This is a genomic window from Prevotella ihumii (assembly GCF_900155655.1).
In the GTDB taxonomy this organism is placed as follows: Bacteria; Bacteroidota; Bacteroidia; order Bacteroidales; family Bacteroidaceae; genus Prevotella; species Prevotella ihumii.
The window spans coordinates 25,666-50,801 of the sequence record NZ_LT706987.1 but is presented as its reverse complement, the minus strand read 5'-3'; the positions used below and the strand labels follow the sequence as shown (position 1 = coordinate 50,801).

General features: G+C 43.0%; 21 protein-coding genes, 1 tRNA gene and 1 pseudogene. 18 read left to right on the top strand and 5 right to left on the bottom strand.

What is annotated here, in order from left to right:
- Positions 1-34: 34 nt before the first annotated feature.
- Both CZ367_RS00215 and CZ367_RS00210 read left to right on the top strand, forming a co-directional pair.
- Positions 35-1,045, top strand: a complete 1,011-nt coding sequence (locus CZ367_RS00215; protein WP_077195225.1) for a lysylphosphatidylglycerol synthase transmembrane domain-containing protein — start codon at positions 35-37, stop codon at positions 1,043-1,045.
- A gap of 34 nt (positions 1,046-1,079) precedes the next feature.
- Entirely contained in the window at positions 1,080-2,534 is a 1,455-nt protein-coding gene (locus CZ367_RS00210; protein WP_077195224.1) for an aminoacyl-histidine dipeptidase, read from the top strand.
- 219 nt (positions 2,535-2,753) lie between these two features.
- On the opposite strand, the gene CZ367_RS14580 is transcribed toward CZ367_RS00210, so the two are convergent.
- On the bottom strand, positions 2,754-2,909 hold the full coding sequence (locus tag CZ367_RS14580; protein WP_202613100.1) for a hypothetical protein: 156 nt from the start codon (positions 2,907-2,909) through the stop codon (positions 2,754-2,756).
- A 229-nt stretch (positions 2,910-3,138) separates the two neighbouring features.
- On the opposite strand from CZ367_RS14580, the gene CZ367_RS00205 reads away from it, so the two are divergent.
- Positions 3,139-4,992 carry a DUF349 domain-containing protein gene (locus CZ367_RS00205; RefSeq protein ID WP_077195223.1) on the top strand — a complete coding sequence of 618 codons (1,854 nt, stop codon included), beginning with the start codon at positions 3,139-3,141 and terminating at the stop codon, positions 4,990-4,992.
- A 382-nt stretch (positions 4,993-5,374) separates the two neighbouring features.
- Here CZ367_RS00205 and tnpB (CZ367_RS00195) read toward each other — a convergent pair whose 3' ends face one another.
- Positions 5,375-5,719, bottom strand: coding sequence for an IS66 family insertion sequence element accessory protein TnpB (gene tnpB / locus CZ367_RS00195; protein WP_077195221.1), 345 nt, complete (start codon positions 5,717-5,719; stop codon positions 5,375-5,377).
- A 34-nt stretch (positions 5,720-5,753) separates the two neighbouring features.
- On the bottom strand, positions 5,754-5,876 hold the full coding sequence (locus CZ367_RS16380; protein ID WP_262500709.1) for a hypothetical protein: 123 nt from the start codon (positions 5,874-5,876) through the stop codon (positions 5,754-5,756).
- Positions 5,877-6,071: 195 nt separating this feature from the next.
- On the opposite strand from CZ367_RS16380, the gene CZ367_RS00190 reads away from it, so the two are divergent.
- The 11 genes from CZ367_RS00190 to CZ367_RS00140 all read left to right on the top strand — a co-directional run bounded on the left by CZ367_RS00190 (position 6,072) and on the right by CZ367_RS00140 (position 19,114).
- Positions 6,072-6,152 (top strand) — tRNA-Leu (locus CZ367_RS00190).
- 58 nt (positions 6,153-6,210) lie between these two features.
- Complete coding sequence (locus tag CZ367_RS00185) at positions 6,211-7,143, top strand: DUF3575 domain-containing protein (RefSeq protein WP_077195220.1); 933 nt, start codon at positions 6,211-6,213, stop codon at positions 7,141-7,143.
- Positions 7,140-7,694, top strand: a complete 555-nt coding sequence (locus CZ367_RS00180; RefSeq protein ID WP_077195219.1) for a DUF3575 domain-containing protein — start codon at positions 7,140-7,142, stop codon at positions 7,692-7,694. Before CZ367_RS00185 ends, CZ367_RS00180 begins: the two co-directional genes overlap by 4 nt.
- Before the next feature lie 16 nt (positions 7,695-7,710).
- Positions 7,711-10,206, top strand: coding sequence for an OmpA family protein (locus CZ367_RS00175; RefSeq protein ID WP_077195217.1), 2,496 nt, complete (start codon positions 7,711-7,713; stop codon positions 10,204-10,206).
- A complete protein-coding gene (locus tag CZ367_RS00170; protein WP_077195215.1) occupies positions 10,203-13,454 on the top strand; it encodes a hypothetical protein in 3,252 nt (1,083 codons plus the stop codon). The genes CZ367_RS00175 and CZ367_RS00170 overlap by 4 nt, the downstream gene beginning before the upstream one ends.
- A 174-nt stretch (positions 13,455-13,628) precedes the next feature.
- On the top strand, positions 13,629-13,832 hold the full coding sequence (gene tnpB, locus CZ367_RS00165; protein ID WP_237581426.1) for an IS66 family insertion sequence element accessory protein TnpB: 204 nt from the start codon (positions 13,629-13,631) through the stop codon (positions 13,830-13,832).
- Complete coding sequence (tnpC, locus tag CZ367_RS00160) at positions 13,744-15,312, top strand: IS66 family transposase (protein WP_449421159.1); 1,569 nt, start codon at positions 13,744-13,746, stop codon at positions 15,310-15,312. Before tnpB (CZ367_RS00165) ends, tnpC (CZ367_RS00160) begins: the two co-directional genes overlap by 89 nt.
- Before the next feature lie 131 nt (positions 15,313-15,443).
- Positions 15,444-15,788 (top strand): IS66 family insertion sequence element accessory protein TnpB, encoded by a 345-nt coding sequence (gene tnpB, locus CZ367_RS00155; RefSeq protein ID WP_077195214.1) that lies wholly within the window; start codon positions 15,444-15,446, stop codon positions 15,786-15,788.
- Between the two features lie 63 nt (positions 15,789-15,851).
- Positions 15,852-17,447, top strand: coding sequence for an IS66 family transposase (tnpC, locus tag CZ367_RS00150; protein WP_077195213.1), 1,596 nt, complete (start codon positions 15,852-15,854; stop codon positions 17,445-17,447).
- 523 nt (positions 17,448-17,970) lie between these two features.
- Positions 17,971-18,402, top strand: a complete 432-nt coding sequence (locus CZ367_RS00145) for a transposase (protein WP_021668668.1) — start codon at positions 17,971-17,973, stop codon at positions 18,400-18,402.
- Positions 18,368-19,114 (top strand): transposase, encoded by a 747-nt coding sequence (locus CZ367_RS00140; RefSeq protein ID WP_077195212.1) that lies wholly within the window; start codon positions 18,368-18,370, stop codon positions 19,112-19,114. The genes CZ367_RS00145 and CZ367_RS00140 overlap by 35 nt, the downstream gene beginning before the upstream one ends.
- A 380-nt stretch (positions 19,115-19,494) precedes the next feature.
- On the opposite strand, the gene CZ367_RS00130 is transcribed toward CZ367_RS00140, so the two are convergent.
- Positions 19,495-20,796: an IS1380 family transposase gene (locus CZ367_RS00130; RefSeq protein WP_077195211.1), complete on the bottom strand. Its 1,302-nt coding sequence runs from the start codon at positions 20,794-20,796 to the stop codon at positions 19,495-19,497.
- Positions 20,797-21,031: 235 nt separating this feature from the next.
- Here CZ367_RS00130 and CZ367_RS00125 point away from each other — a divergent pair, with 235 nt between their 5' ends.
- Together CZ367_RS00125 and CZ367_RS00120 are read left to right on the top strand one after the other, a co-directional pair.
- On the top strand, positions 21,032-22,435 hold the full coding sequence (locus CZ367_RS00125) for a Spi family protease inhibitor (RefSeq protein WP_237581422.1): 1,404 nt from the start codon (positions 21,032-21,034) through the stop codon (positions 22,433-22,435).
- A gap of 4 nt (positions 22,436-22,439) precedes the next feature.
- Complete coding sequence (locus CZ367_RS00120) at positions 22,440-22,883, top strand: hypothetical protein (RefSeq protein ID WP_077195210.1); 444 nt, start codon at positions 22,440-22,442, stop codon at positions 22,881-22,883.
- A gap of 95 nt (positions 22,884-22,978) precedes the next feature.
- On the opposite strand, the gene CZ367_RS00115 is transcribed toward CZ367_RS00120, so the two are convergent.
- Positions 22,979-24,265, bottom strand: a complete 1,287-nt coding sequence (locus CZ367_RS00115) for an MFS transporter (protein WP_077197305.1) — start codon at positions 24,263-24,265, stop codon at positions 22,979-22,981.
- A 175-nt stretch (positions 24,266-24,440) separates the two neighbouring features.
- On the opposite strand from CZ367_RS00115, the gene tnpB (CZ367_RS00110) reads away from it, so the two are divergent.
- Both tnpB (CZ367_RS00110) and CZ367_RS15670 read left to right on the top strand, forming a co-directional pair.
- On the top strand, positions 24,441-24,785 hold the full coding sequence (gene tnpB / locus CZ367_RS00110) for an IS66 family insertion sequence element accessory protein TnpB (RefSeq protein ID WP_077195209.1): 345 nt from the start codon (positions 24,441-24,443) through the stop codon (positions 24,783-24,785).
- A gap of 84 nt (positions 24,786-24,869) precedes the next feature.
- Positions 24,870-25,136: pseudogene (locus CZ367_RS15670) on the top strand (IS66 family transposase); the annotation flags it as partial.

The following is a 25,136-nucleotide window of genomic DNA, read 5'->3' as shown; positions in this document are numbered from 1 at the left end:
TATTTAAAAGCATTTTAGTATCTTTGCTTTCCGTATGGATACAAAGAAGTTGCTCAATAGCACCATCAAGATAGTACTTCCGCTCATTTTGGGTGGTGGTATTCTTTATTGGATGTACCGTGGCTTCGACTTTGGAAAGATGTTGCAAGTCGTACAGAATGAAATGAATTGGACGTGGATGTTATGGTCTATGCCCTTCGGTATTCTTGCGCAAACCTTTCGTGGCTGGCGATGGAAACAAGCCTTAGAGCCAATGGGCGAACGTGTGCGCAACTCCGTATCGGTCAATTCCATCTTTCTTTCCTATGCTGTAAGTCTTGTTATCCCTCGTGTGGGCGAATTTGCTCGTTGCGGCGTATTGAGCCGTTACGACAGAGTGTCGTTCGCCAAAGCCTTAGGAACAGTGGTAACAGAGCGTGCTGTCGACTCGCTCATCGTGCTACTCATCACCGCCATAGCCTTCCTCTCGCAGATACGTGTGTTCACCAATTTCTTTTCAAAAACAGGAACACGCATCGACGATATATTCGGAATGTTCACCCCAATGGGCTGGCTTGTTACAGCCATCTGTGCCGTTTCAGCCCTCATCTTGCTTTATCTTGTGCGCCGTCACCTTACTATATACAATAAGGTGAAAGAAACCTTGTCGGGCATTTGGCAAGGCGTTATGTCGCTCAAGGGTGTAAAAAACATTCCGCTATTCCTTTTTTACAGCTTTGCCATTTGGATAAGCTACTTCCTCCACTTCTACCTCACCTTCTTTTGTTTTCAAGAAACTACCACTTTGGGCATTACCTGTGCTTTGGTATGCTTTGTTGTAGGCTCGGTGGCAGTCATCGTTCCCACTCCCAATGGTGCAGGTCCGTGGCATTTTGCTGTAAAGACAATGCTCATTCTCTATGGCATAACCGACGAGCGAGCGTTATATTTTGTACTTATCGTACACACGTTGCAAACCCTCCTTGTTATTCTTTTAGGCATCTATGCTTGGATAGCTTTAGCCTTTACAAGGAAAGCAACAGCCCCAATAGAAGTAAACAGATAACAATAAGTAATAACCCCTTAAAATAAAAACAACTATGAGTGAAATTAGAAATCTAAGTCCAGAAATTCTCTGGAGAAACTTTGACGATTTAACACAAGTTCCTCGTCCATCAGGACACATGGAAAAAGTGCAAGCTTTCTTGCTCGATTTTGCTAAGCGAGTAGGTGTAGAAGCATTTGTAGACGAGGCTGGAAACGTAGTAATGCGCAAGCCTGCTACCCCCGGTTATGAAAACCGCAAGGGTGTAATTCTTCAGGCTCACATGGACATGGTGCCTCAAAAGAGCCCAGACAGCCCACACAATTTCGAGACCGACCCTATCGTTACCCACATTAAGGACGGATGGGTATATGCCAACAACACCACCCTTGGTGCTGACGACGGTGTAGGTGTGGCAGCAATTATGGCTGTTATGGAAGACAAGACCTTGAAGCACGGCCCTATCGAAGGACTTATCACACGTGACGAAGAGAATGGTATGTTTGGTGCTAACGACCTTCCTAAGGGCGAACTCAACGGCGACATTCTTCTCAACCTCGACTCTGAAAACTGGGGCAAGTTTGCCATCGGTTCTGCAGGTGGTATAGACATCACAACATCTTTGGAATACAAGGAAGTAGCCAACGACCAAGAAGCAGCTGTAAAGGTAACATTGAAGGGCTTCCGTGGCGGTCACTCTGGTCTTGAAATTCACGAAGGCCGTGGCAATGCCAACAAGGAAATGGCTCGCTTGGTACGTAAAGCAATGGTAGAACTTGGTGTTCGTCTCGTTAGCTGGGAAGGTGGCAATATGCGCAACGCCATTCCTTTCAAGGCTGAAGTAGTACTTGCTTTGGCTCAAGACAAGGTGGCTGCACTCAAAGAAATGGTTGAGGCACAGCGTCAATTGCTCGAAAGCGAATTTAAGACCATCGAAAGAAACATCGAGTTCTTTGTTGAAGATGCTGAAAAGCCTGCAACACTTGTTCCTGCCGATATGCAAGAAAACATTATCAACGCTATCTACGGCTGCCACAACGGTGTATTGCGTATGATACCTGTTTATCCTAATGTTGTAGAAACCTCTTCAAACCTCGCTATTATCAATATCGATGCCAACAAGACCAACATTAAGATACTTGCTCGCTCGGCACGTGAGGATATGAAGGAATACATCTGCCAAACCATCAAGAGCTGTTTCGATATGGCAGGATTTAAGACCGAGTTTAGCGCAAGCTATGTAGGTTGGGATCCAAACCCAGAAAGCGAAATCCTCAACCTCTTAAAGAAGGTTTACAAGGAGCAGACTGGCGAAGACGTTATCGTACAGGTAGACCACGCAGGTCTCGAATGTTCTATCATTCTTGGCAAGTACCCACATCTCGATGTTGTGAGCCTTGGTCCAAACATTCGCAGTCCTCACACAGCTACCGAACGTTTCGAAATAGCATCAGCAGAACCATTCTGGAAGTTGCTCGTTCAGGCTTTGGAAGAAATCCCTGCTAAGTAAAGCTACTTTTCTTCAAGCTTGTTTTATCCATCTTCGTATTGAATAAAATACAACATCATAAAAAGCCGCTACCAACAAGTGCATTCGCAATAAGTTGGCAGTGGCTTTTGCTGTATCCCCATATTGCTAAAAGAAAGCTTCTTTTGAAACAGATTTTAATGTGTGCAAGGCGTATAGGGACTCGGTTCACCGAGTTCAGCTTTTTAGGAGTTAGAGGAGTTAAGTGGAGCTACCGCTCGTCCCTCGCTTAGGAGTTAGAGCCAATACCTTGGAGGTTGTAGTTTTGTCAGACCAGTCAGACCAGTCAGACTTGTCCGACCCGTCCGACCCGTCCGACCCGTCCGACTGGTCTGACTTGTCTGACAAATTCGCCAAAACTATACCAATATAATATTTGCCCCCTACACTCCCCCTTTTCCCTATAAATCAAGAATAATCTTTCTAAATACTGTTCTAATCTCAAAAAAAATTAGTTAATCTTAGGTAGATTAAAAGTTTTTACCTAAGTTTGCACCTTATTAACAGGTTGTGCCATAGCGGAGCACATTTTGCCCCACTAAGCCAACATAGAATGAAAATACTCGAATCATAAACTAATAGTGAAATGATGGACTCTCAAGAGAAGGCTCTTAGTCAGGGCACAGAAGAAGTGAAGCAGAATGAAGGTGTTGCACAAGAAGCAACAGCATCAGACGCAACCACTACAACAGAGGTAAACAACCCAACAGCTGAAGAAGCAGAAACTCCTAACCATAGACACTATAGCTCTAAAAAAGAAATTGTAGCGCGTGTTGTGGCATTGGCAGACAGTGAAGACACACCCGAAAAAGCTGAAGTAGACTATCTTAAAACTACGTTCTATAAGTTCCACTTTGCAGAACGTGAAGCACAGCAAAAGGCCTTCTTAGACGCTGGAGGTGACCCTGAAAAATATCAAATCGTGCCAGATGAGGACGAAGAAATGTTTAAAGCAAAGATGTCCATTATCAAAGCGAAACGCCAAAAGGCTTTCTTGGAACAAGAGGCAGTGAAGCAAGAAAACCTAAAGAAGAAGGAAGAAATTATAGAAAAGATAAAGGCAATGGCGACAACACCTGAAGAAGCCAGCCAAAACTTTCAAACCTTTAAGACGCTTCAGCAAGAATGGAAAACCATAAAGCAAGTGCCTGCTGATAAGAGCAACGAGCTTTGGCGCAACTATCAGCTTTATGTAGAGCAGTTTTACGACCTCTTGAGCCTTAACCGTGAGGCACGTGAGTATGATTTCAAGAAAAACTTGGAGAAGAAAACCCAACTTTGCGAAGCTGCGGAAAAGCTTGCTGAAGAAAGCGATGTTATCAGTGCTTTCCACCAGTTGCAGGAGTTGCACGCTGAATATCGTGAAACAGGTCCTGTAGAGAAGGAACTTCGTGAGCAAATTTGGGTACGTTTCAAGGCGGCAAGTACGGTTATCAACAAGCGTCACCAGCAGCATTTCGAAGAGATAAGAGCAAAGGAAGAAAACAATCTTACCCAGAAAACAGCCCTCTGCGAAAAGGCGGAAACTATAGCACAAGGCACATACAAGAGTGCTAACGAGTGGGAAAAGCAAACCAAGGAGATAATAGACATTCAGAAAGAATGGAAGACCATAGGTTTTGCACCACAAAAGATGAATGTTAAGATATTTGAGCGTTTCCGTGCAGCTTGCGACGACTTCTTTGCAAAGAAGGGCGAATACTTCACCAACCTTAAAGCACAGTTTAACGAGAATGCACAAAAGAAGCAAGCCTTGTTAGACCAAGCATTGGCACTCAAGGACTCTACCGACTGGAAGGTTACAGGCGATAAGTTTGTAGCGTTACAAAAGGAATGGAAGACCATAGGTATGGTGCCTAAGAAGTTGGGCGACCAGCTTTGGAACGACTTCCTTGGAGCTTGCAACCATTTCTTCGAAGCTCGCAATGCCGTACACGCTGACGCACGCAGCGAGGAGCAAGAAAACCTGAAGAAGAAGTTGGAAATTGTAGAACAGCTCAAGCAGCTTACCGAAGAGGCAAAAGACAACCTCCAAGAGGAGATACACAAACTTACAGAAGCGTTCAACAGCATCGGTCATGTACCATACAAGGAGAAAGACAAGCTCTACAAGGCGTATCACGAAGCCTTAGACACCTTATATAAGAATGTGAATGTAAAGGCTGCACGCAAGCGTGTAGACAACTTCCGCAACAATATCAAGAAGGTGGCAACACGTGGCGAAAATGCGTTAGACAACGAGCGTGGCCGCCTAATGCGTCGCTACGAACAGTTGAAACAAGAAATCAACACTTACGAAAACAACCTTGGTTTCCTCAACATCAGCAGCAAGAAAGGCAATTCGCTCATCGATGATATGAACCGCCGCATACAACGCTTGAAAGACGATGTAGAAGAAATAAAGCAAAAAATTAAGGTTATTGATGCTGAAAACAAGTAAGATAGCTTCTTATAAAAACAAAAATCGAGGGTTTGTCAGTTTTGATCACCCTCGATTTTTTTGTTTTTAGGAGTTAGAGTCACTTTGTCAGANTATCCTTGAGCTCAGCATCCTTATCCTTGAGCTCAGCATCCTTATCCTTGAGCTCAGCATCCTTATCCTTGAGTTGAGTATCCTTGTTCTTAAGCTCAGCATCCTTGTTCTTGAGTTGAGTATCCTTGTTCTTAAGCTCAGCATCCCTTTGCTCAAGAAGTTTAACAACAGCTTCCCGAGTGAGAGAATGGTAGTCAGATGTCATTGTGCAATAAGGCATATCCATCACATTATCAGTTCTTTATACGATGTAAAATTACAAAAAATATCTGACACTGGCAAGAAAATACTAAGATTTATTGTATCTTTTTCTTCGGTAGCAATTAGGATTTATACCTTCAATATAGAGTACCAATTCGTCCCAGCGAAGTTCATAAAATCCAGCTCTCGCCCGTATGATTTTAGGACTTAGGCAACCCTGTGCCATCTGTTTATGATACACGACAAAACCACAGCGTTCCCAGTGCAGCAATTTAATTCGGTTACGGGCTCGATTGTAGAAAACGTAGACAACACCATCAGAAGGATTGAAGTCATTGCGGCGTACCAATTGGGACAGGCGAAGAATACCCTGACGCATATCCACAGGAGTGCAACAAACCCGAAAAACATTTGTTTCGTTGAGTACAAACATAAGTTTTTCGGGCAAAGGTAGTAAAGTAAGAATGTTACACAAAGGCGGCTAATATTGGATGCTTACTGTCAGACCAGTCAGACCAGTCAGACCAGTCAGACCAGTCCGACTCGTCCGACCTGTCTGACCCGTCCGACTTGTCTGACCAATTCCCCAAACTACACGCCCCTTGCGCACATTAAAATCTGTTTCAAAAGAAGTTTTCTTTTAGTAATATTTTTGTTAAATAGCGATGTGTATAACGAGTAATCCCAACGGAGGGGCTGGGGGGGGGAGGCCATCTAATTAAAAATATCTCCCCAAAACATTTGGAATTTCACAATAATTAATGTACCTTTGCACCCGAATTAATGCGCCTGTGGCGGAATTGGTAGACGCGCTAGACTTAGGATCTAGTGTCTATGACGTGCAGGTTCGATTCCTGTCAGGCGCACTTTTTTCTTTTTGCAATAAGATAGCCCCACTTATTTTATATTATTTTTTAAAGGATTATGACTTACTACAAAAAAAGTCTGTATGTATTGGCTATGTTTTTGTGTCTAAAGCCAATGCTTATGGACACGTATGGGCAGGCGGCTGCACTATATTATAATAAGGTAGAAAACTTAAAATTTTCGGATAGACTTAGTTTGCGAACCAACGTTATAGATTGGCTTGCGCTTACCCCAAATGTAGGTTTGGAACTTACCTTGGGTGATAAGAGTTGGAACAAATGGACATTGGGACTTTCGGGGCGTGTGAATTGGAATACACAGCCTAAAACCCTTGCTTATAATGTGTACGACTTGTATGATGGTAAGATAGAGCTGCGTAAATATTGGCACGGCAACAACCCGAGAAGAGTGTTTTATTGGGGCGTATATGGCGGTGCAAACAAGTTTGATATGAAACTGAGTGCTACAGGCAAGCGAGGCAATGCGTTTACAGGTGGACTTACGTTTGGTACAATTTGCCAACTCTATGGCTATCAGAATGGCGCAAGTCTTGACCTCGATTTAGGTATTAATGCAGGTGTAGTGTTTGCAAAATGGGAAGAGTACAGCCGTGAATTGCAAAACAATCTGCACGTATATACGACCACGGCGCCACAGAACTGTTACAAAATAACATTCGACCCCTTGGTTTACGCTGCATCAACAGATGTGGTGAAGGTGTCTTTGATTTACCATTTCGGCACAAAGGTTGCCAATCGTTATAAGAAACGTGAGGCGGTAGACGAAACTTACAGACTGAAATTGGCAAACGAGGCTTATCGTAAGGATACGCTAAAGGCAGCCAAGATAGAGCGCAAGAAGGCTAAACACATAGAAAAGGCACGTAACAAGCGTCTGAAAGAATACGATAAGGAACAAAAGAAAAAGGCTAAAGCTGAAGCAAAGGCTGCCCGTATAAACGAGGAAAAGAAGAAAGGAGAGAAGAAATGAAAAAGATTGTAGCGGTAATGGTGAGTCTTTGTGCAGCAACGGGAGTTGAAGCACAGTCGATAGCGGTAAACACAGATGTAGCAATGTTGGCGTTGCAAACCTATAATGTGGGGGCTGAAATGACAATTGGCAATCGCTCCACCTTGGGTCTCGGTGTGTTTACAACCAACAACCCTTATTGGGAAAAAGATACCAAAGCAGTAGGAGTACAACCTGAATATCGTTATTATTTCGGTGGCAGGCCAATGTACCACCACTTTGTGGGTGTGAGCGGTTTGGCAGTGGACTATGACACAAAGATAAAAAACACACGCTATGATGGGTTTGCAGTGGGCGGAGGTGTAACCTTTGGTTATGTAGTGTCGCTCTCTAACAGATGGACGATTGATGCACACGCAGGTGTAGGCGTAGTGGTGTATCATCAAAAAAAGACAATGGACGGTGTCCCCGACCTCTCTGCAAACAACGGAACATTGACCACTCACGGCTATATGGGTTATCAGCTATTGCCTACAAAAATCGGAGTTACGCTGTCATATATAATAAGGTAAGAAGAAAAATAAAGGGATGAAACAATTATTGAATCGTTGCATAACGATGTGGATATTGATGGTTTTGTGTGCGAACAACATCAATGCGCAGGTGATGCACGTAACGGGTAATGTGTATAAAAGTATGAAAAGCCTGGACAATAGCGGCACAAACAAGATGCCCCTGTCCGTTCCAGTGTACATATTCGACAATAAGAACGAAGCAAACAAGCAAGCTAACAATTATAGAAGCAAGAGCAAAGGCGTAAGCGAAGAGGTTACGATACGCAGCAATGCCACTGTAACGCCCGACTATGACGGACATTTCGAAGCAGACGTGTCGGCCAAAGGTGCGTTGATGGTCATAAACGATGGCGAAGTGAAGGTGATGAACATTGGTTCGAGTCTCAACTACGACTTTGTTTTCTCAGGCGATACGAAGAGCATTTTGTTGGCAAATACCACTGTTGTGGGCAAGCGTTTGGGAACAAACATTGTGGAAATGAAGCCTATTGACGATGGTCCTAACTTGCATTGGGACGTAACGGTAAGTTTGCCAGAATGGTACACAAAAGACCATTCACGACTTATTTTCCAACCTGTGGTTATCAATTGTGAGGAAGAAGACACAATCCAATACCTTGAACCCTTAGTGTATGAAGGCAAGAAGTATCACAGCAACCAGATAAGAAGAAAGAGCTTTGATTACAATCGCAACGACTCGTTGCACAATTACTATATAACAGACAAGGCTACAACCAATGATGCGTTTAGCTTTAGATGGGAAGTAACCTATCCAAAGCCTAACCCTAATAAGAGCTATAAGTGGGGTTCGGTGTTGAGATTGGAAGATTATACGCACATCTATTTTGAAGACGGGGCGAAAAATGGTACTTGCAACACCCGTAAACCTTGGAAACTGCTTGATGTGTCAATGGCTATGAAGGAGATAAAACTCACACCGCAATACTATGAACAGGCCCGTGCGCAATTGCGTGAAGTGCCCCGCGACTTGCAACTGACTTTTATGGTGGGGCGTGACGAGTTGACCGCTGATGTTTCCAATCAGCAAAATCTTGACCAATTGGTGAGAGAACTGCAATCGTATGGTAGAGCCTTAATGAACTTTACCGTGCAGGGAACATCATCGCCGGAAGGAAATATTGACAGGAATACAAAGTTGGCCAATGCTCGCGCCCGCAAGGCTTTAAGCATTGTAGGCAGTAAAATATCGAGTGCGGGATTCGAAGTGAAAGCTCCATTGGTATATACTTGGTTTGATGTGTCAGACTCGTTGAAAGCCCGTGGTTTAGAGACTGAGGCTACCACACTTCGCAATTATGCCTTCAATAACAATATGGCAGGAATACGTGAGTTGAAAGCATTGCCTGTGGTACAAGAAATTATGCAAAACCAACGTTTGATGCGTTGCACTTACACCTTACGTCAGAACAAGGTGTTAGATGCCAAAGAGGCATTGTGGACATATTATAACGATAAGGAATATAGACAAGGGGGAAGGAGTGTATTCTCGAATGGCGATTACTACAACCTCTTTACTCAAATAACCGACTCGGCAGAATTGCGCAAACTAACTTTCCGTGCGTGGGAAGAAAACAAAGCACGACGCACAATGAAATATAGTGCTTTTGCAGCTTATTTGGCCAATCGTGTGGCTTGCTATGCAATCGAAGAAGATTCGATAGACCTTTCTATCCTTGCTCCGTTTGTAGATATGGAAGCAGGATTGGAAGTTTCGCGTCCTATATCGTTTGATAATGAATATAGATTTATGGTCAATCGTCGTGAAATAGTTGCCAATCAGGCTATTATGTGTTTCAAGGCGATGAAACTCGGAGAGGCTTATCACTTGGCAAACAAGCTTCCTGACACAGATGAGTATAAGGATATAAAGATGTTTACCGACTTAGAAACCTTGTTCTTTAAGCAAGGAAAGACACCTGATGAAGAGCGTAGAGCAAAGGAAGCACTCGACTATGTATTGCGTTCGAATGTTGAAAACTATGCAATACTCAACTTTGAGTTAGCCCCCGAATTGGGAAAGACTTACGATGAGTTGGAAGTATTAGTTGACTCGCTGCCAGACAACAGTGCCAAGAAATGGTATATGAAGGGTGTGATAGAGACTACAAAGCCTGAAATAAGCGATGACGACTTTATGGAATTGGCAACTAAATATGGTGTGGACGTGGCATTAAGAATGACGGACAATAGCAATCCTACCTTCTTGGCTTATTTCCAACATAGTTTTGATATGAAGCCCAAATACAAGGGATTTTATAATTCAGATGCCAACATTGCTGATGATGTGCGTAAAAAATATCCTTACGACACAAAGAAGGTTGAAGAGTACAGACAGAAATTTATAGACTTGATGATTGCAGCTGGGAAAATAGAAGCTCCAAAAGAAACGGAAGACAACGTGGATATAGAAGAAAACAAAACCGATAATAAGATGACAGATGCAAGCGAGGCATCAACAACAAGCAATAAAGAGGAGGTGAAGGAATGAAAAAGATAGTTACGTTCGTTCTTTCGTCAATGGTTGTGGGAGCTGTACAGGCTCAGACACCAACAGATACAACACAAGTACAGGTTGTAAATAGTACTGACACAACGGCAAGAGACCTTAGCGACTTAGAGAAGAAAATGGCTGAGGAGGAGATTGCAATCGAAAAAGATACAACTTATTATGGGTCTCGCAAGCAAAAAGACTTTAATGCGCTTGCATATAGTTTAGATGGCAGACACCGCTATGAAGGCGATAAGTGGGTAAAAGGCGGAGGTTTTGGGAAGCATACATTCTTAGACTTTGGGGCTGGAGTTGTGTTTTATCAACATAACAACACCTACGAGCTAACGCCACAGGCAGGCATTCACGTGAGATTGGGTAAAGACTTGAGTCCGATGAGTACGTTCCGCATAGGCGTGGGCGGCGAATTGGGATATGTAAGTGGCGAACCCAATGTGAATTGGACAATGTGCGCTGATGCAGACTACTTGTTTAATTTCTCTAATTATCTTTTAGGTTTCAGACCTGACAGACCTTTGAGTGTATCGGGAATATTGGGTGTAGGAGTGCAACAGTCGCAGCTTACAAAGTATGAAGGATCGGACGTGGCTAAGGCAATGCGCAAGAATGCTTTTGCAATGAATGTTCATACAGGATTGCAATTTAAGTTTTTGGCAGGTACACACGCAGCTTTAGCCGTCGAACCTTATATTATGGCAGGAACGAAAGGAATGGATTTGGTGAAAGGAAGTAAGTTTAATCATTTCGGAATAGGCTATGGTGTGAACCTGTCTTACATTTGGTACTTCTATAACAATATGTCTTCGCAGCGCAATGCTGGAGATTTCAAGCGTCGTTTCCTCAATGGCGAACGCTTATTTATTGAAGACCCAAATGCGCCCAACTGGCGTAGACCTTGGTTTTTTGAATATTCCATAGGTCCATCATTCTACCAGCGCACTCCATTGAAGCTTGAAGAGACGCTCGGATATAGCATTAGCGCAAGCGTGGGGCAATGGATGTCGTCTGCAATAGGTATGCGTGGTGGCGTAACGATAACCAATGCGGCTTGGACAAAGGGAAAGAACACGACCTCGCTATTAGGAAAGTCGGGCGTATTTGTTGATGCAATGCTTAATCCATTTGGTTTTTCACGACATTATCGATGGGATTCGCCTGTCGGTGTAAACCTCTTTGCAGGTTACGAGATGGGTAAATTGCAGATGGTGCACGCAGATGTGAGCGATAAAACAAGTGGCAATTACGCAGGTTATCGCATAGGTGGGCAGTTTTGGGCAAAGCTTACAAATGACTTACGCCTAACTTTTGAACCTTCATACGTATTGATAGAACATTTTGACCGTCCCGATGGGCGTGTACGTTACGACCAAATGGATATGAAAATGGGCGTATCGGTATTGTTCAGAGACAAGTATCATCGCAATTATGAACTTACAGAGGAAGCAAAGAACGACCTTCCTGAAACAGGTTTTTTTGTTGGTGCGGGTTTAGGTTGGAATACTACGGTGAACAAGTGGAGATATACAGAGAAAAATCGTGGTCTTTTACTCAATGCAAATGGATTTGTGGGGTACAATTTCAATATGTATCACGCTGCCAAGTTGATGGTAGACTATGTTACCAATCCAATTTGGAATTACAAAAAAGGAAACGAATACACCAAGTTCACTTATGAGAACACTTTTGTTTCAGCCGATTATCAGCTTAATTTGCTCAACGCAATGACAGGATACAGACCGGGTAGACGATGGAATGTATCCGTTTATGGCGGTCCTTCATTGGTATTGAGCAAATATGGAAAGAAAGTGGATTTGGGCGCAAATATTGGTGGAATGTTGTCTTATCGTGTATTGCCTTATCTTTCACTTTATTATAGTCACACGGTGTATTGGATGCCAAGCGAGCATTACGATTCGGGACAGATATACACCACACCAGGTGCTGTGTCTAATGTGTTGAACGTAGGTGCAATGTACAATCTTGATGGGTTCTTTAAGACTATCAAGAATTTGCCTTGGAAGAGTTCTCCTAATTCAGGGCGTTATCGCTTTTTCTTGGATTATGGGTATGGCTATGGTTATTTCCCAATGCTTCCAAATAAAGCGAAAGACTCGTGGGGTTCTACAATGCAATTGTCGCTTGGCTGGTGGGGCAACTCGTTCCTTGGTGCACGTGTGGGCTTTAATATGGCTAAAGGCAGCGACCTTACCACAACCAATGTGGACGGAAACAAACAAGAAGAACTACTTCACGGATTGGGAATGGCAACCTTGACAGGCGATTTGCTCTTTAATCCTTTAGGACTGAATAAAAATTATAGTTGGAAATCGTTAGTGGGCGGACACCTTGTGTTGGGTTATCAGAATGGTTTGTTGGTACTGAATGATGAGGAACGCACCATTAAGGGATCTAAAATTACAGTAGATGGTTTCCGATTGGGCGTACAATTCTGGGTGCGATTAAGTCGTGATCTTCGCTTCAATATCGAACCAATGTATGCAACACTCAATGCTCACGATAAGGTATTTACCAACAATGATGGTTCAAAGTTCTATCGTACAGAGGAGATTGGCACAAAACCTTTGAAGCTGGGCAACACTTTCTCTGTCAAATTGGGATTGAGCGTACTCTTAAATCGTTTCAATCGCTTTGAAGATGCCGACCTAAAGTCGTATGCAGACAAAGCTCCTAATCGCTTCTTTGCAAGCGTTGGCGGAGGTTGGAATATTCTTTTAAGCAAGCATCGTTATAAAGATGGTGGAACGAAGATGAACTTAACAGCCTTTGGGGGCTATCGTTTAAACGAAGTATCGGCTCTCCGCTTGGGCTTAGATTATGTAATGGACGACATCAAATATGGTTATATCGAGAACGGAAGTACAGAGCTTATTGAAGAAAAGCGAAACATTCTTTTTGTGGCTGTAGATTTCCAAGTAGATGTGTTGGCTTATTTCCGTGGTTACAATCCTAAGCGCAAATGGAACTTGAACCTTTATACAGGTCCTGCAATAGGTATTCAAATAGACAAGGAGCATACAAAAGCTGGGGCAATCAATTTGGGAATGACCTTAGATCATCGTCTCAATAAACGATTGTCAGCATTCTACAATCATAATATCTTCCTCCTTGGGTTTATGGGGAATAAAGATTTACTCCCTGGCACAACCCTTTTTGGAAATATAACAGCTCTAAATGCCATTAACTTTGGATTGATGTATAATTTTTAATCTACATATCGTTTACATATTTACTATTGATATAGAAAGTCCGATTGTCAACCTTTGGCAATCGGATTTTTTGTATGCGGTGGTTTAGAGTAAGCATCCAATATTAGCGTAAGCATCCAATATTAGCCGCCTTTGTGTAACATTCTTGCTTTACTACCTTTGCCCGAAAAACTTATGTTTGTACTCAACGAAACAAATGTTTTTCGGGTTTGTTGCACTCCTGTGGACATGCGTCAGGGTATTCTTCGCCTGTCCCAATTGGTACGCCGCAATGACTTCAATCCTTCTGATGGTGTTGTCTACGTTTTCTACAATCGAGCCCGTAACCGAATTAAATTGCTGCACTGGGAACGCTGTGGTTTTGTCGTGTATCNTTAAGATTAAGGATGCTGAGCTGGAACGAAAGTCCCGTCGTATTCTTGAACTTGAGCGCATGGTATTTGGCAGGCGCAGCGAGAAACGCCTGCCTGAGAGTGCAAGCGGCTGGGCGGGTACGCTTTTTGACGAGCAGTGGGCCAAAGAGGGTTCCCTGGCTCAGGTGGAAGCCCTTCCCATCATCAAGGAGATAAAACAGCAGGCCGGACAACGCAGGTCATCACGCCGTGTGAGCCGTCCTTCCAGAAAGGGTAGGGCCTACGCCTCCTATGTTCCCGAGAATATAGAGCGACAGGTGACGGAGATATATCCAGAGGGTTATGACGCTGAGCGCATGGTCATCATCGGACATGACAGAAGTGAGCATCTGTGTCTGCGTCCCTCATCCTTTTATGTCAGGGTAGAAGATCGTGTCATCTGCCGCCTGAAGGAAGCCCGTCCAACGGATGCGAAGGTCGACATCCTGGAAGCCCCCTTGAAAAAGCAAGCGGTGGATTGTTTTGCCGACGCTTCCCTGCTCGCCGAGATCATCACCGCCAAGTTCGCCTATCACCAGCCCGAGTATAGGCAATGTGAAAGATGGAAGGAACTGGGCGTGAACATCCCCACCTCAACCGTCAACAGCTGGGTTCACGATGCCGCCGATGCGCTTTATCCGCTTTACAAACTTCAAGTAAGACAGATCCTGCAAAGTCCTTATCTTCAGGTTGACGAGACCAGCGTACGGGTTGCCGACCGCAAGGGAAAGACGCGCAAGGGATACCTGTGGGGCGTGCGTGACGCCATGCACTCCCAGGGTGTGTTCTTCCATTGGAAGGACGGGTCGCGGTCGGGCGCTGTGGCAGATGAACTCTTCAAGGGCTACCAGGGTGCCATACAGTCTGATGGGTATGAGGTCTACAGCAGGTTTGAGAACGTTCAGGGCATCGTGCTGTTAGGATGTATGGCACACGTGAGACGTAAGTTCGAACATCTGGCGGCTGACGATAAGAACGCCGCCCATATCATCGAAACGATAGCCACGCTTTATGAGTTGGAGGAAAACCTCAAACACAAGAAAGCACCACCCGAGGAAGTGGAGACAGAACGAAAGGCTAAAGCTTACCCTATTCTTAAGTATTTGGAGACCTATATGTTGGATGTACACAAACAGTACACCCCAGGCGAAGCTATGGAGAAGGCACTGCGTTATGCCTTCGCCGTATGGATACGCATTGGCAGGTATGTGCAGGACGGACGCTTCAACATAGACAACAACCTTATGGAACAGGCCATCAGACCCATCACGCTTGGAAGAAAGAACTACCTGTTCTGTGGTAACAATGAGGGAGCAGAGAACAACGCCATCTTCTATACCTTCATGGCGTGTTGCAGGGAAGCAGGCATAGAGCCATACAAATGGATGAAGGAAGTTCTTTCAAGGTCCCTGCTAGATATGACGGAGGAGGAACTCATGAAAATGCTACCTTCAAACTTCAAATAACAGATAACCCTTATATGCTGCCAGACATATAAGGGTTATTTGTTGGTGTGAAAGGCGGCTAATATTGGATGCTTACATATTAGCTGCCTTTGTGTAACATTCTTGCTTTACTACCTTTGCCCGAAAAACTTATGTTTGTACTCAACGAAACAAATGTTTTTCGGGTTTGTTGCACTCCTGTGGACATGCGTCAGGGTATTCTTCGCCTGTCCCAATTGGTACGCCGCAATGACTTCAATCCTTCTGATGGTGTTGTCTACGTTTTCTACAATCGATCCCGTAACCGAATTAAATTGCTGCACTGGGAACGCTGTGGTTTTGTCGTGTATCATAAACAGATGGCACAGGGTTGCCTGAGTCCTAAAATCATACGGGCGAGAACTGGATTTTATGAACTTCGCTGGGACGAATTGGTACTCTATATTGAAGGTATAAATCCTAATTGCTACCGAAGAAAAAGATACAATAAATCTTAGTATTTTCTTGCCAGTGTCAGATATTTTTTGTACCTTTACATCGTATAAAGAACTGATAATGTGATGGATATGCCTTATTGCACAATAACGTCTGACTACCATTCTCTCACTCGGGAAGCTGTTGTTAAACTTCTTGAGCAAAGGGATGCTGAGCTTAAGAACAAGGAGGCTGAGCTTAAGATTAAGGAGGCTGAGCTGGAACGAAAGTCCCGTCGTATTCTTGAACTTGAGCGCATGGTATTTGGCAGGCGCAGCGAGAAACGCCTGCCTGAGAGTGCAAGCGGCTGGGCGGGTACGCTTTTTGACGAGCAGTGGGCCAAAGAGGGTTCCCTGGCTCAGGTGGAAGCCCTTCCCATCATCAAGGAGATAAAACAGCAGGCCGGACAACGCAGGTCATCACGCCGTGTGAGCCGTCCTTCCAGAAAGGGTAGGGCCTACGCCTCCTATGTTCCCGAGAATATAGAGCGACAGGTGACGGAGATATATCCAGAGGGTTATGACGCTGAGCGCATGGTCATCATCGGACATGACAGAAGTGAGCATCTGTGTCTGCGTCCCTCATCCTTTTATGTCAGGGTAGAAGATCGTGTCATCTGCCGCCTGAAGGAAGCCCGGCCAACGGATGCGAAGGTCGACATCCTGGAAGCCCCCTTGAAAAAGCAAGCGGTGGATTGTTTTGCCGACGCTTCCCTGCTCGCCGAAATCATCACCGCCAAATTCGCCTATCACCAGCCCGAGTATAGGCAATGTGAAAGATGGAAGGAACTGGGCGTGAACATCCCCACCTCAACCGTCAACAGCTGGGTTCACGATGCCGCCGATGCACTTTATCCACTTTACAAACTTCAAGTAAGACAGATCCTGCAAAGTCCTTATCTTCAAGTTGACGAGACCAGCGTACAGGTTGCCGACCGCAAGGGAAAGACGCGCAAGGGATACCTGTGGGGCGTGCGTGACGCCATGCACTCCCAGGGTGTGTTCTTCCATTGGAAGGACGGGTCGCGGTCGGGCGCTGTGGCAGATGAACTCTTCAAGGGCTACCAGGGTGCCATACAGTCTGATGGGTATGAGGTCTACAGCAGGTTTGAGAACGTTCAGGGCATCGTGCTGTTAGGATGTATGGCACACGTGAGACGTAAGTTCGAACATCTGGCGGCTGACGATAAGAACGCCGCCCATATCATCGAAACGATAGCCACGCTTTATGAGTTGGAGGAAAACCTCAAACACAAGAAAGCACCACCCGAGGAAGTGGAGACAGAACGAAAGGCTAAAGCTTACCCCATTCTTAAGTATTTGGAGACCTATATGTTGGATGTACACAAACAGTACACCCCAGGCGAAGCTATGGAGAAGGCACTGCGTTATGCCTTCGCCGTATGGATACGCATTGGCAGGTATGTGCAAGACGGACGCTTCAACATAGATAACAACCTCATGGAACAGGCCATCAGACCCATCACGCTTGGAAGAAAGAACTACCTGTTCTGTGGTAACAATGAGGGAGCGGAGAACAACGCCATCTTCTATACCTTCATAGCGTGTTGCAGGGAAGCAGACATAGAGCCATACAAATGGATGAAGGAAGTTCTTTCAAGACCCCTGCTCGACATGACGGAGGAGGAACTCACGAAAATGCTACCTTCAAACTTCAAATAACAAATAACCCTTATATGCTGCCAGACATATAAGGGTTATTTGTTGGTGTGAAAGTCGGCTAATATTGGATGCTTACATTGTTTTGAAACGCAAAACAATAGTCTAAAAAAATGACTTGTAACCCTGTGATTTTCAAACAGATATAAAATTGGTCAAAATTTCCGCTTTTGGAGTAACAAAGACAAGTTGGATGAAGAGGGCGATAGATTCGAATCTTTGATAAATTCGGATTCTTCGATGTTTCCGCATAAAAGCAAATGATAGGATTTATAGAATTGATAATCAGCGTCTTTTGATTATCAGAAAGTAACTTGTGGAACGATTTGAAAACGAGCAGGTAACATTTACTTGCTTTCGACTTCCTACATTCATCTAATTTGACTGTTTCGGCACAAAAATAAAAACTTATCTAGGGCCTACTAAATAAATATAAGCCACTGATATTCAACAATATATGCCTTATTTTATTTGTGTAATTCACCAAAAATGACTACTTTGGTTGTTAAAATATTAACGAAGCACAATGAAATACTACTCTCAATATCGTAGTCACGACTTGTTTGAACTCCAAGAGTCCCTCTCAGGATTGAGCAAGTTGAACCGCTGGGTCAAACTTGCAGACAACCTTCCATGGGACAGGATTGAGAAGGAATATAACAAGCACCTGAAGAACAGTCATTGCGGTGCAAGCAACAAACCGGTCCGCATGGTGGTAGGTGTCTTGATAGTGAAGCATGTGGAGAATTTGAGTGACGAGAAGACCATTCAGGCCATTCAGGAGAACCCTTACATGCAATATCTGCTCGGTCTTGACAAGTTCACGGAAAAGCCGGTATTCGTTCCCGAGTTGTTCGTCCTTGTCCGCAAGCGTCTTGACCATGATTTCTTCAACATGCTTACCTTGATGCTTGCAGAGGTGGATGGAAGCAAGCCAGGCTTTCATCTGCTTGATTAAGAAAAAGCGCAAGGGAAAGAAGCTCATAGACAAGACCAGGCTGATCCAGATACGTTGCTTGAAGGCTGATTTCCAAACGTTTCTTGATTTTCTCGGTAGACACACAAGTGACCTTCTCTCATGTTTCAGTCGGCATGACTTCAAATGCCTCAATGCAGCATTCAAGATGTTCGAGCAGCAGAAAATGATGTTCGAGCAGAATGTCCGCAGATGTGCCGACCGCATCATCAGTATCTACCAACCTCACCTCCGTCCCATCGTCAGGGGCAAGGCAAAGGCCAAGGTCGAGTTTGGGGCAAAGGTTGGTGTCAGCATCGTCAACGGCTACACTTATGTGGATCATCTCAGCTGGGACGCATACAACGAGTCGTCCGACCTCGTCACCCAGATGGAACTCTACAAAAAGCGTTTCGGCATGCTCCTGCGGGAGGTTCAGGCCGACAAACTCTACCTTGGAAAGGAGAACAGAAAGTATATCAAGGCATGCCACGTCGACTGTTACAACCATCCGCTTGGTCGGCCACCGAAAGAAGAAAACGATGAGCATGCGGAGGACAAGAGAAGGGCTGTCGGTGAGAGGAACTGGATTGAAGCCACGTTTGGAACCTCCAAGAGGGTTTACCGGGCAAACGACATCTGGGCGAAACTAAACGATACGGCTGACACTTGGATAGGAGCTTGCTTCTTCGCTAAAAACATAATGAAATCCTAAGGGGACTTCTTTGTCTCTTTTTTGAAAAAACAGGGTCGAGAGACTTCAAAAAGAGTATTATCGTCAAATTCAATGGACTTGCAGGAGTTTTTTCTATACCACGAACTTGCATGGTTGACTCTGCGCCCTAACTATTGTTGTAAACAACAAATAAAAAAATGATGTAAAATATTTGTAGTTAGGAAGTAATATATTATCTTTGCAAGTAATACCTTAATTCCGCAGTATTTTTTCTTGTGAGAAAATTTTATATGTTGAGATGTCTTTTTGGGGCTCTATATGTTGGTATGAGGTGCTTCGGTGTTTTTTGGGTCTTTTCTAAGCATAAAATCCCCCACCCAAACCAATGGGGAAGTATGAAAAACCACAAAAAATGATGTTTATTCAATGAAGACCTCAGCGTAGTAGTTTTTATTTGTATATAGGTTCAGAACGTTCTGCCTTCCAGTGCGCACCCATTTTGCTGGTACGCTGACAAAATGGAGGATAAAGGCTTTCAGCCTGCTTGTCTTTTTCAACGGCTTGACCTTCTCGCTGATATGACGGACGAGATAGAGATAGAAGTTCTTCAGCATGGCGGTAACCATCATGAAAACCATGTTCTCAGCCATAAAGGAAAATGGCAGATGTGACCATCCGAAGTCATTGTTCTGTATGTCGAAGTTCTTTTCGCTTGCTCCACGCTCATTATAAAATGTAATGATGTCTTTCTCGGTAGACATCCAGTTATTGGTGAGGATACAGCGGTATGTGTATATCACTCCGAACATATCCGTCTGTTGCTTGCCATCCTTGTCTTTCAAAGGACTACGCTGTATGACAAGCCTGTATGACTTTCCTTCTATTAAGTTGTCTATGCTGACGGAGGTGACATCGCATCTCTCATAATCAACCTCAACACTCTTCCATTCTTTCAGCTGGCGGAAGTCCTCATGTCGGCTGCCGCAGTTGGCTGCACGTATATAGAACGTGTTGCAGCGCTGCTCTACGGTTTGGATAATTTCCTTTGAGAACGATCCGCAATCAGCACGGAAACGCTCTATTACCACACCAAGTTCTGAGGTTACACGGTCCATAATGCGACGGAGCGTGTCTTCTTGATGGAATCTCACATTGGTGTTTCCGTCACGATTCTCACCTCCGACTATGATTCCCCCAATGGAAGCCCAACCAGGGAAATAGCCAAAATCCTGCTTGTAAGAATATTTTGCATCGAACTTGTGGGCTGGAATAAACTGGTGATCAAAGTCTAAGTCAACATGACTGCCCACCTTTATAAGCCCCATTCTTCGTATCATCCGTAAAAGTAAGGTATTCAACTTTTCTGCTGTGTTGAAACTATACGACTTGTCGGAGGTCTTGCTCTTATAGACAATATTTTTCTCGGTAAGCTCCTTTAGTCCGCGCCCCACAGTGTCGGCACCGGGTAACAGCGTATCAGGTCTTTGCTTGAACTGCCCAATAAGCGCATTGATGTCCTCAAGGCATTCTCCACCACAAAGGTAACTGAAGAAGAGAGATCCAAAAATACTTCCATAACAGAATGCTTTGCCGCTACTTCCACGTTTGCCCAATACAGATTCGGTAAGTTTTTCAAAGCCCAACTTTGAGAAAACGTCCATAATATGATAAATTCCACCGAAAGAAGTGATATTCTCGTTTTTAATTGCTACCTTTGCCATATCAGTTTTTTTTGCTTACTTGTTATGTTTTCAGCACCAAGATAGGTGAAATTTCTGACATATCCAAGTGTTTTGAGAACTTTGTTTCTCAGTCACTTGGAGTTCTCACAAGAATTTATGCTGCGGAATTAAGGTAATATAAAAAACTATGATACATTAATATAATATTAAAATATGATATAAAAAAATTATGTTCATAAAAAAATTAACCAAGTACTCATTACTCTGTATAATTATGAGTACAATCGTAAGTTGTCAACAAGACGAAACTATGTTGCAACAAAGTGTAAAAGAAATGCAAACGTCTGAGACAAAATCATCTCCTTTCACAAGAACACCTTCTGAAGCACAAAGTGCTGTAAGAGAATTTCTTTCTAACAGTATCTCAACACGTAGTTCAAAAGACACAAGGAGTATTGAACAAGTTATAGATTTAGAAAGAAATCCCAAAACCAGAACTAATGATTTTCTGAACACATTCGCAGAAAAATTCTATGTTATTACTTTCAAGAATAAACAGGGTTATGCGATAGTGTCAAAAGACAATAGAACCTTTCCCCTTTATGCTATTTTAGACTCAGGAGAGTTTAAGGAAACCGACTTATACAATAATGAAACTTTACGCTCTTGTATAGTTGGTATGGTTAGAGGAAGCAATATGGAAATAAACGATTTTAATAATACAATAAGAGAAAGTTTACCCCAAAATACAACAAGGGGGCATAAAGGATATCCAGGTGAGAATACCGAAAATGCAATAAATAATATGCTACGAGATGGTTGGGCGATGCAAAGACAGACAGGAATTCGCCTAACAACAAATTGGACTCAACATGTAGATGGAGATAATTTTTATTTTAATGCCAATGGAGTACCGTATGCTATAGCATACTTTAATAAAGGTATAAATAATATCTCTGCTAATATCTCTATTTCTTTAAGAAGCACAGCTGGTAAGGCAACGGCTTTTGGATGCACTCCTGTTGCTTTTGGACAAGTTATGTATGCCTTAAGGAATTTTCCTGGATTTAAAGATTTAAAGTACTCAAATGGAGAAAAAGTTCTTTGGGAGAACATGGAAAATTCGGAATACTGGAGAATTGAAAGAAAGAGATTTCTTGGTTGGTTTGCTGCAAATTGTAAGCCTACTTACCTTAAGAAAGGTACAATGGTATTTAATATTAATGCTACAAAATTTTTAAGAAAAATTATTGGTGGAAATATTGAATCACGATATGACAATTGTATCGTTGGTGATGGAGACTTTGATGGGTATGGTTGGTCTGAAGACAAAAAAGTCGCAAGAGACTTTTTCAGTCATCCAAATGCCTTTGTCATAATGACAGCCTCTGCTGGTAGCCTTAATTATACATCATATCATACATTCGTTATTGATGGAATGGTAGAATTTACAAAAAGAATAAAAGGCAGTGGCTTTCTTGGAACAGGCTTATTTAAAAAGTGGAGAAATGGAATAAGACATCTTTATCATGTTAATGCTGGTTGGGGTGGTCTTTCAAATGGTTATTATTTATATGTTCAAAATGTAAATGATGAATTTAAATATACAGGAAGTAATGATGCAATGGACTATCGTTCTAAAGTTGCATATTTAATTTTATGGCCAAGAAACAATTAAACGTATGAAACACATCTTAACGCTAATTTTACTCTTTTCGCTTTCCATGCTATCATCATGCGATGACATTAGTGGAGAACCTCAAGTTAATACTCCTAAACTCTTTTTCGATGCAAAGGGAGGAGAGCAATCTGTGCAAATAAAAATAAAAAAAATCTTATGGACATTTAAAGGGTTAGAAAAATATCCTTTTACACACACTAAGCATACTGAAGATTATAATGAAGATGGAACTATAAAAAAAGAGAAGATACAAATCTCTACCTTAAGTGATGGAACACAGAAAATTCACTATGATTGGATTACCTTTATTGTTTCAAAGGATAAAAGACACATTAGAGTACTCGTAGAAAAAAATGATATCAAAGAAGAAAGAGGAATATGCTTTGAGGCTTGGGGGCAGAAAATTCCTGGTGCTTCGTTTACTGTATTTCAGTCGGCAGAATAGAGTATCATGCGGTATTCCTTTACCCCATAGCAGTTTTTACCCTAACCCTCCTCAAACGATGAGGATTGGGGCTTTTGATATGGCTTTTCGGACCTTTATATTCTACCTTTCTTCCCAAATGCTGGGTCTATCTTTAACATTGATGCAACAATGAAAGGGAAAAGACAAGAAGCCATAACAATAACAAAGAAAATATTGTAACCTACGGCATCGGCTAAAGCACCTGCAAAAAATCCAGGTAACATCATTGATAATGCCATAAAGCCTGTACAGAGTGCATAATGGCTGGTTTTATGTTCGCCCTGACTGAAATATAACATAAATAACATATAGGCACTAAAACCAAAACCATAACCAAAATTTTCAATGAAAATGGCAGCACTAACCGCAAAAATACTTTGTGGCATGACAAAACCAAGGTAAACATAAGCTATATTGGGTAAGGTTATTGCAAAAGTCATCGTCCAAAGCCATTTTTTTAATCCATCTTTGCTTGCCATTAATCCGCCTAATATACCACCTATGAGCAGTCCCACAACTCCGACAATGCCATTTGCCACACCAAAAGCCTCTAATGAAAGTCCTAATCCACCTTTTGCAACATCAGCACGCAAGAACAATGGGGCAACAGGATTAAGCAAAGCCTCTGGTAATCTGAACAAAAGCATAAAAGCAATAGCCATTATAATTTGTCTTTTACGGAAGAAACTTGCAAAAGTTCCTACAAATTCGTTAAGCAATTCTGTTGATGAAAGCGTTGGATATTCAGCATCGGCAGCGGGTTTAGGCAATATATATTTATGGTAAAGGCTTAAACATATAAATATTGCAGCCAAGCCGTAGAACACCAAAGCCCACGAAAGTTGCACTTTCATATATTCTTGCAACAAGCCTGCGAGGGCAACCAAACCACCTTTTCCCACAACCATAGAAATGCGATAGAAGGTTGAACGAATGCCAACAAAGAAAGTTTGCTCGTGAGCGTCCAATCCTAACATATAAAAGCCGTCGGCTCCCACATCGTGCGTAGCACTGGAAAAAGCCAAAAGCCAAAAGAAACAAATAGTTCCTTGCAGCCAAAATGAAGTATTAATAGTAAATGCAACACCTGCAAAAGCTGCTCCAAGTAACATTTCCATAGATAAAACCCACCACCGTTTGGTACGAATTAAATCTAAAAACGGACTCCATAATGGTTTGATAACCCATGGAAGATAGAACCAAGAGGTATAAAAAGTAATTTCAGCATCGGTCAATCCCATTTGCTGATAAAATACCAATGAAACTAAAGTAACGGCTGCATAAGGTAAACCTTCGGCAAAATAAAGCGTAGAAACCCACGCCCAAGGAGATATTTTCTTGTTAGAATTTTGATTTGACATACGCTTAGATGAACTATAAAATAATGCACTGATTTGCACATCGTTTGCAAAGGTAAAGAAAAAAGCTAAGATAAAAACAGAATTATAACCGAATATGAACAAATGCAAGGTAAGCATCCAATATTAGCCGCCTTTGCGTGGTCTTCCTTCCTTACTACCTTTGCCCGAAAAACTTATGTTTGTACTCAACGAAACAAATGTTTTTCGGGTTTGTTGCACTCCTGTGGACATGCGTCAGGGTATTCTTCGCCTGTCCCAATTTGTACGCAGCAATGACTTCAATCCTTCTGATGGCGTTGTCTACGTTTTCTACAATCGCTCCCGTAACCGAATCAAGTTGCTTCACTGGGAGCGCTGTGGTTTTGTCGTCTATCACAAACAGATGGCACAGGGCTGCTTGAGTCCTAAAATCATACGGGCGAGAACTGGATTTTATGAACTTTGCTGGGACGAATTGGTACTCTATATTGAAGGGATAAACCTTAGTTGCTACCGAAGAAAAAGATACAATAAATCTTAGTATTTTCTTGCCAGTGTCAGATATTTTTCGTACCTTTACATTATATAAAGAACTGATAATGTTATGGATACACCTCATTGCACAATGACATCTGACTACCATTCTCTAACTCGGGAAGCTGTTGTTAAACTTCTTGAGCAAAGGGATGCTGAGCTTAAGGTTAAGGATGCGGAGCTTCAGAGTAAGGATGCGGAACTTAAGATTAAGGATGCTGAGCTGGAACGAAAGTCCCGTCGTATTCTTGAACTTGAGCGCATGGTATTTGGCAGGCGCAGCGAGAAACGCCTGCCTGAGAGTGCAAGCGGCTGGGCGGGTACGCTTTTTGACGAGCAGTGGGCCAAAGAGGGTTCC

Excerpts from the sequence above, each read along its gene's own strand:
- CZ367_RS00185 (WP_077195220.1), top strand. The coding sequence starts at position 6,211 with ATGACTTACTACAAAAAAAGTCTGTATGTATTGGCTATGTTTTTGTGT.
- CZ367_RS00215 (WP_077195225.1), top strand. The coding sequence starts at position 35 with ATGGATACAAAGAAGTTGCTCAATAGCACCATCAAGATAGTACTTCCG.
- CZ367_RS00210 (WP_077195224.1), top strand. The coding sequence starts at position 1,080 with ATGAGTGAAATTAGAAATCTAAGTCCAGAAATTCTCTGGAGAAACTTT.
- CZ367_RS00130 (WP_077195211.1), bottom strand. The coding sequence starts at position 20,796 with ATGGCAAAGGTAGCAATTAAAAACGAGAATATCACTTCTTTCGGTGGA.
- CZ367_RS00140 (WP_077195212.1), top strand. The coding sequence starts at position 18,368 with ATGGAAGCAAGCCAGGCTTTCATCTGCTTGATTAAGAAAAAGCGCAAG.
- tnpB (WP_077195209.1), top strand. The coding sequence starts at position 24,441 with ATGTTTGTACTCAACGAAACAAATGTTTTTCGGGTTTGTTGCACTCCT.
- CZ367_RS00145 (WP_021668668.1), top strand. The coding sequence starts at position 17,971 with ATGAAATACTACTCTCAATATCGTAGTCACGACTTGTTTGAACTCCAA.
- CZ367_RS00170 (WP_077195215.1), top strand. The coding sequence starts at position 10,203 with ATGAAAAAGATAGTTACGTTCGTTCTTTCGTCAATGGTTGTGGGAGCT.
- tnpB (WP_077195221.1), bottom strand. The coding sequence starts at position 5,719 with ATGTTTGTACTCAACGAAACAAATGTTTTTCGGGTTTGTTGCACTCCT.
- CZ367_RS00125 (WP_237581422.1), top strand. The coding sequence starts at position 21,032 with ATGAGTACAATCGTAAGTTGTCAACAAGACGAAACTATGTTGCAACAA.
- CZ367_RS00120 (WP_077195210.1), top strand. The coding sequence starts at position 22,440 with ATGAAACACATCTTAACGCTAATTTTACTCTTTTCGCTTTCCATGCTA.
- CZ367_RS00175 (WP_077195217.1), top strand. The coding sequence starts at position 7,711 with ATGAAACAATTATTGAATCGTTGCATAACGATGTGGATATTGATGGTT.
- CZ367_RS00115 (WP_077197305.1), bottom strand. The coding sequence starts at position 24,265 with ATGTCAAATCAAAATTCTAACAAGAAAATATCTCCTTGGGCGTGGGTT.
- tnpB (WP_077195214.1), top strand. The coding sequence starts at position 15,444 with ATGTTTGTACTCAACGAAACAAATGTTTTTCGGGTTTGTTGCACTCCT.
- CZ367_RS00205 (WP_077195223.1), top strand. The coding sequence starts at position 3,139 with ATGATGGACTCTCAAGAGAAGGCTCTTAGTCAGGGCACAGAAGAAGTG.
- CZ367_RS00180 (WP_077195219.1), top strand. The coding sequence starts at position 7,140 with ATGAAAAAGATTGTAGCGGTAATGGTGAGTCTTTGTGCAGCAACGGGA.
- tnpC (WP_077195213.1), top strand. The coding sequence starts at position 15,852 with ATGGATATGCCTTATTGCACAATAACGTCTGACTACCATTCTCTCACT.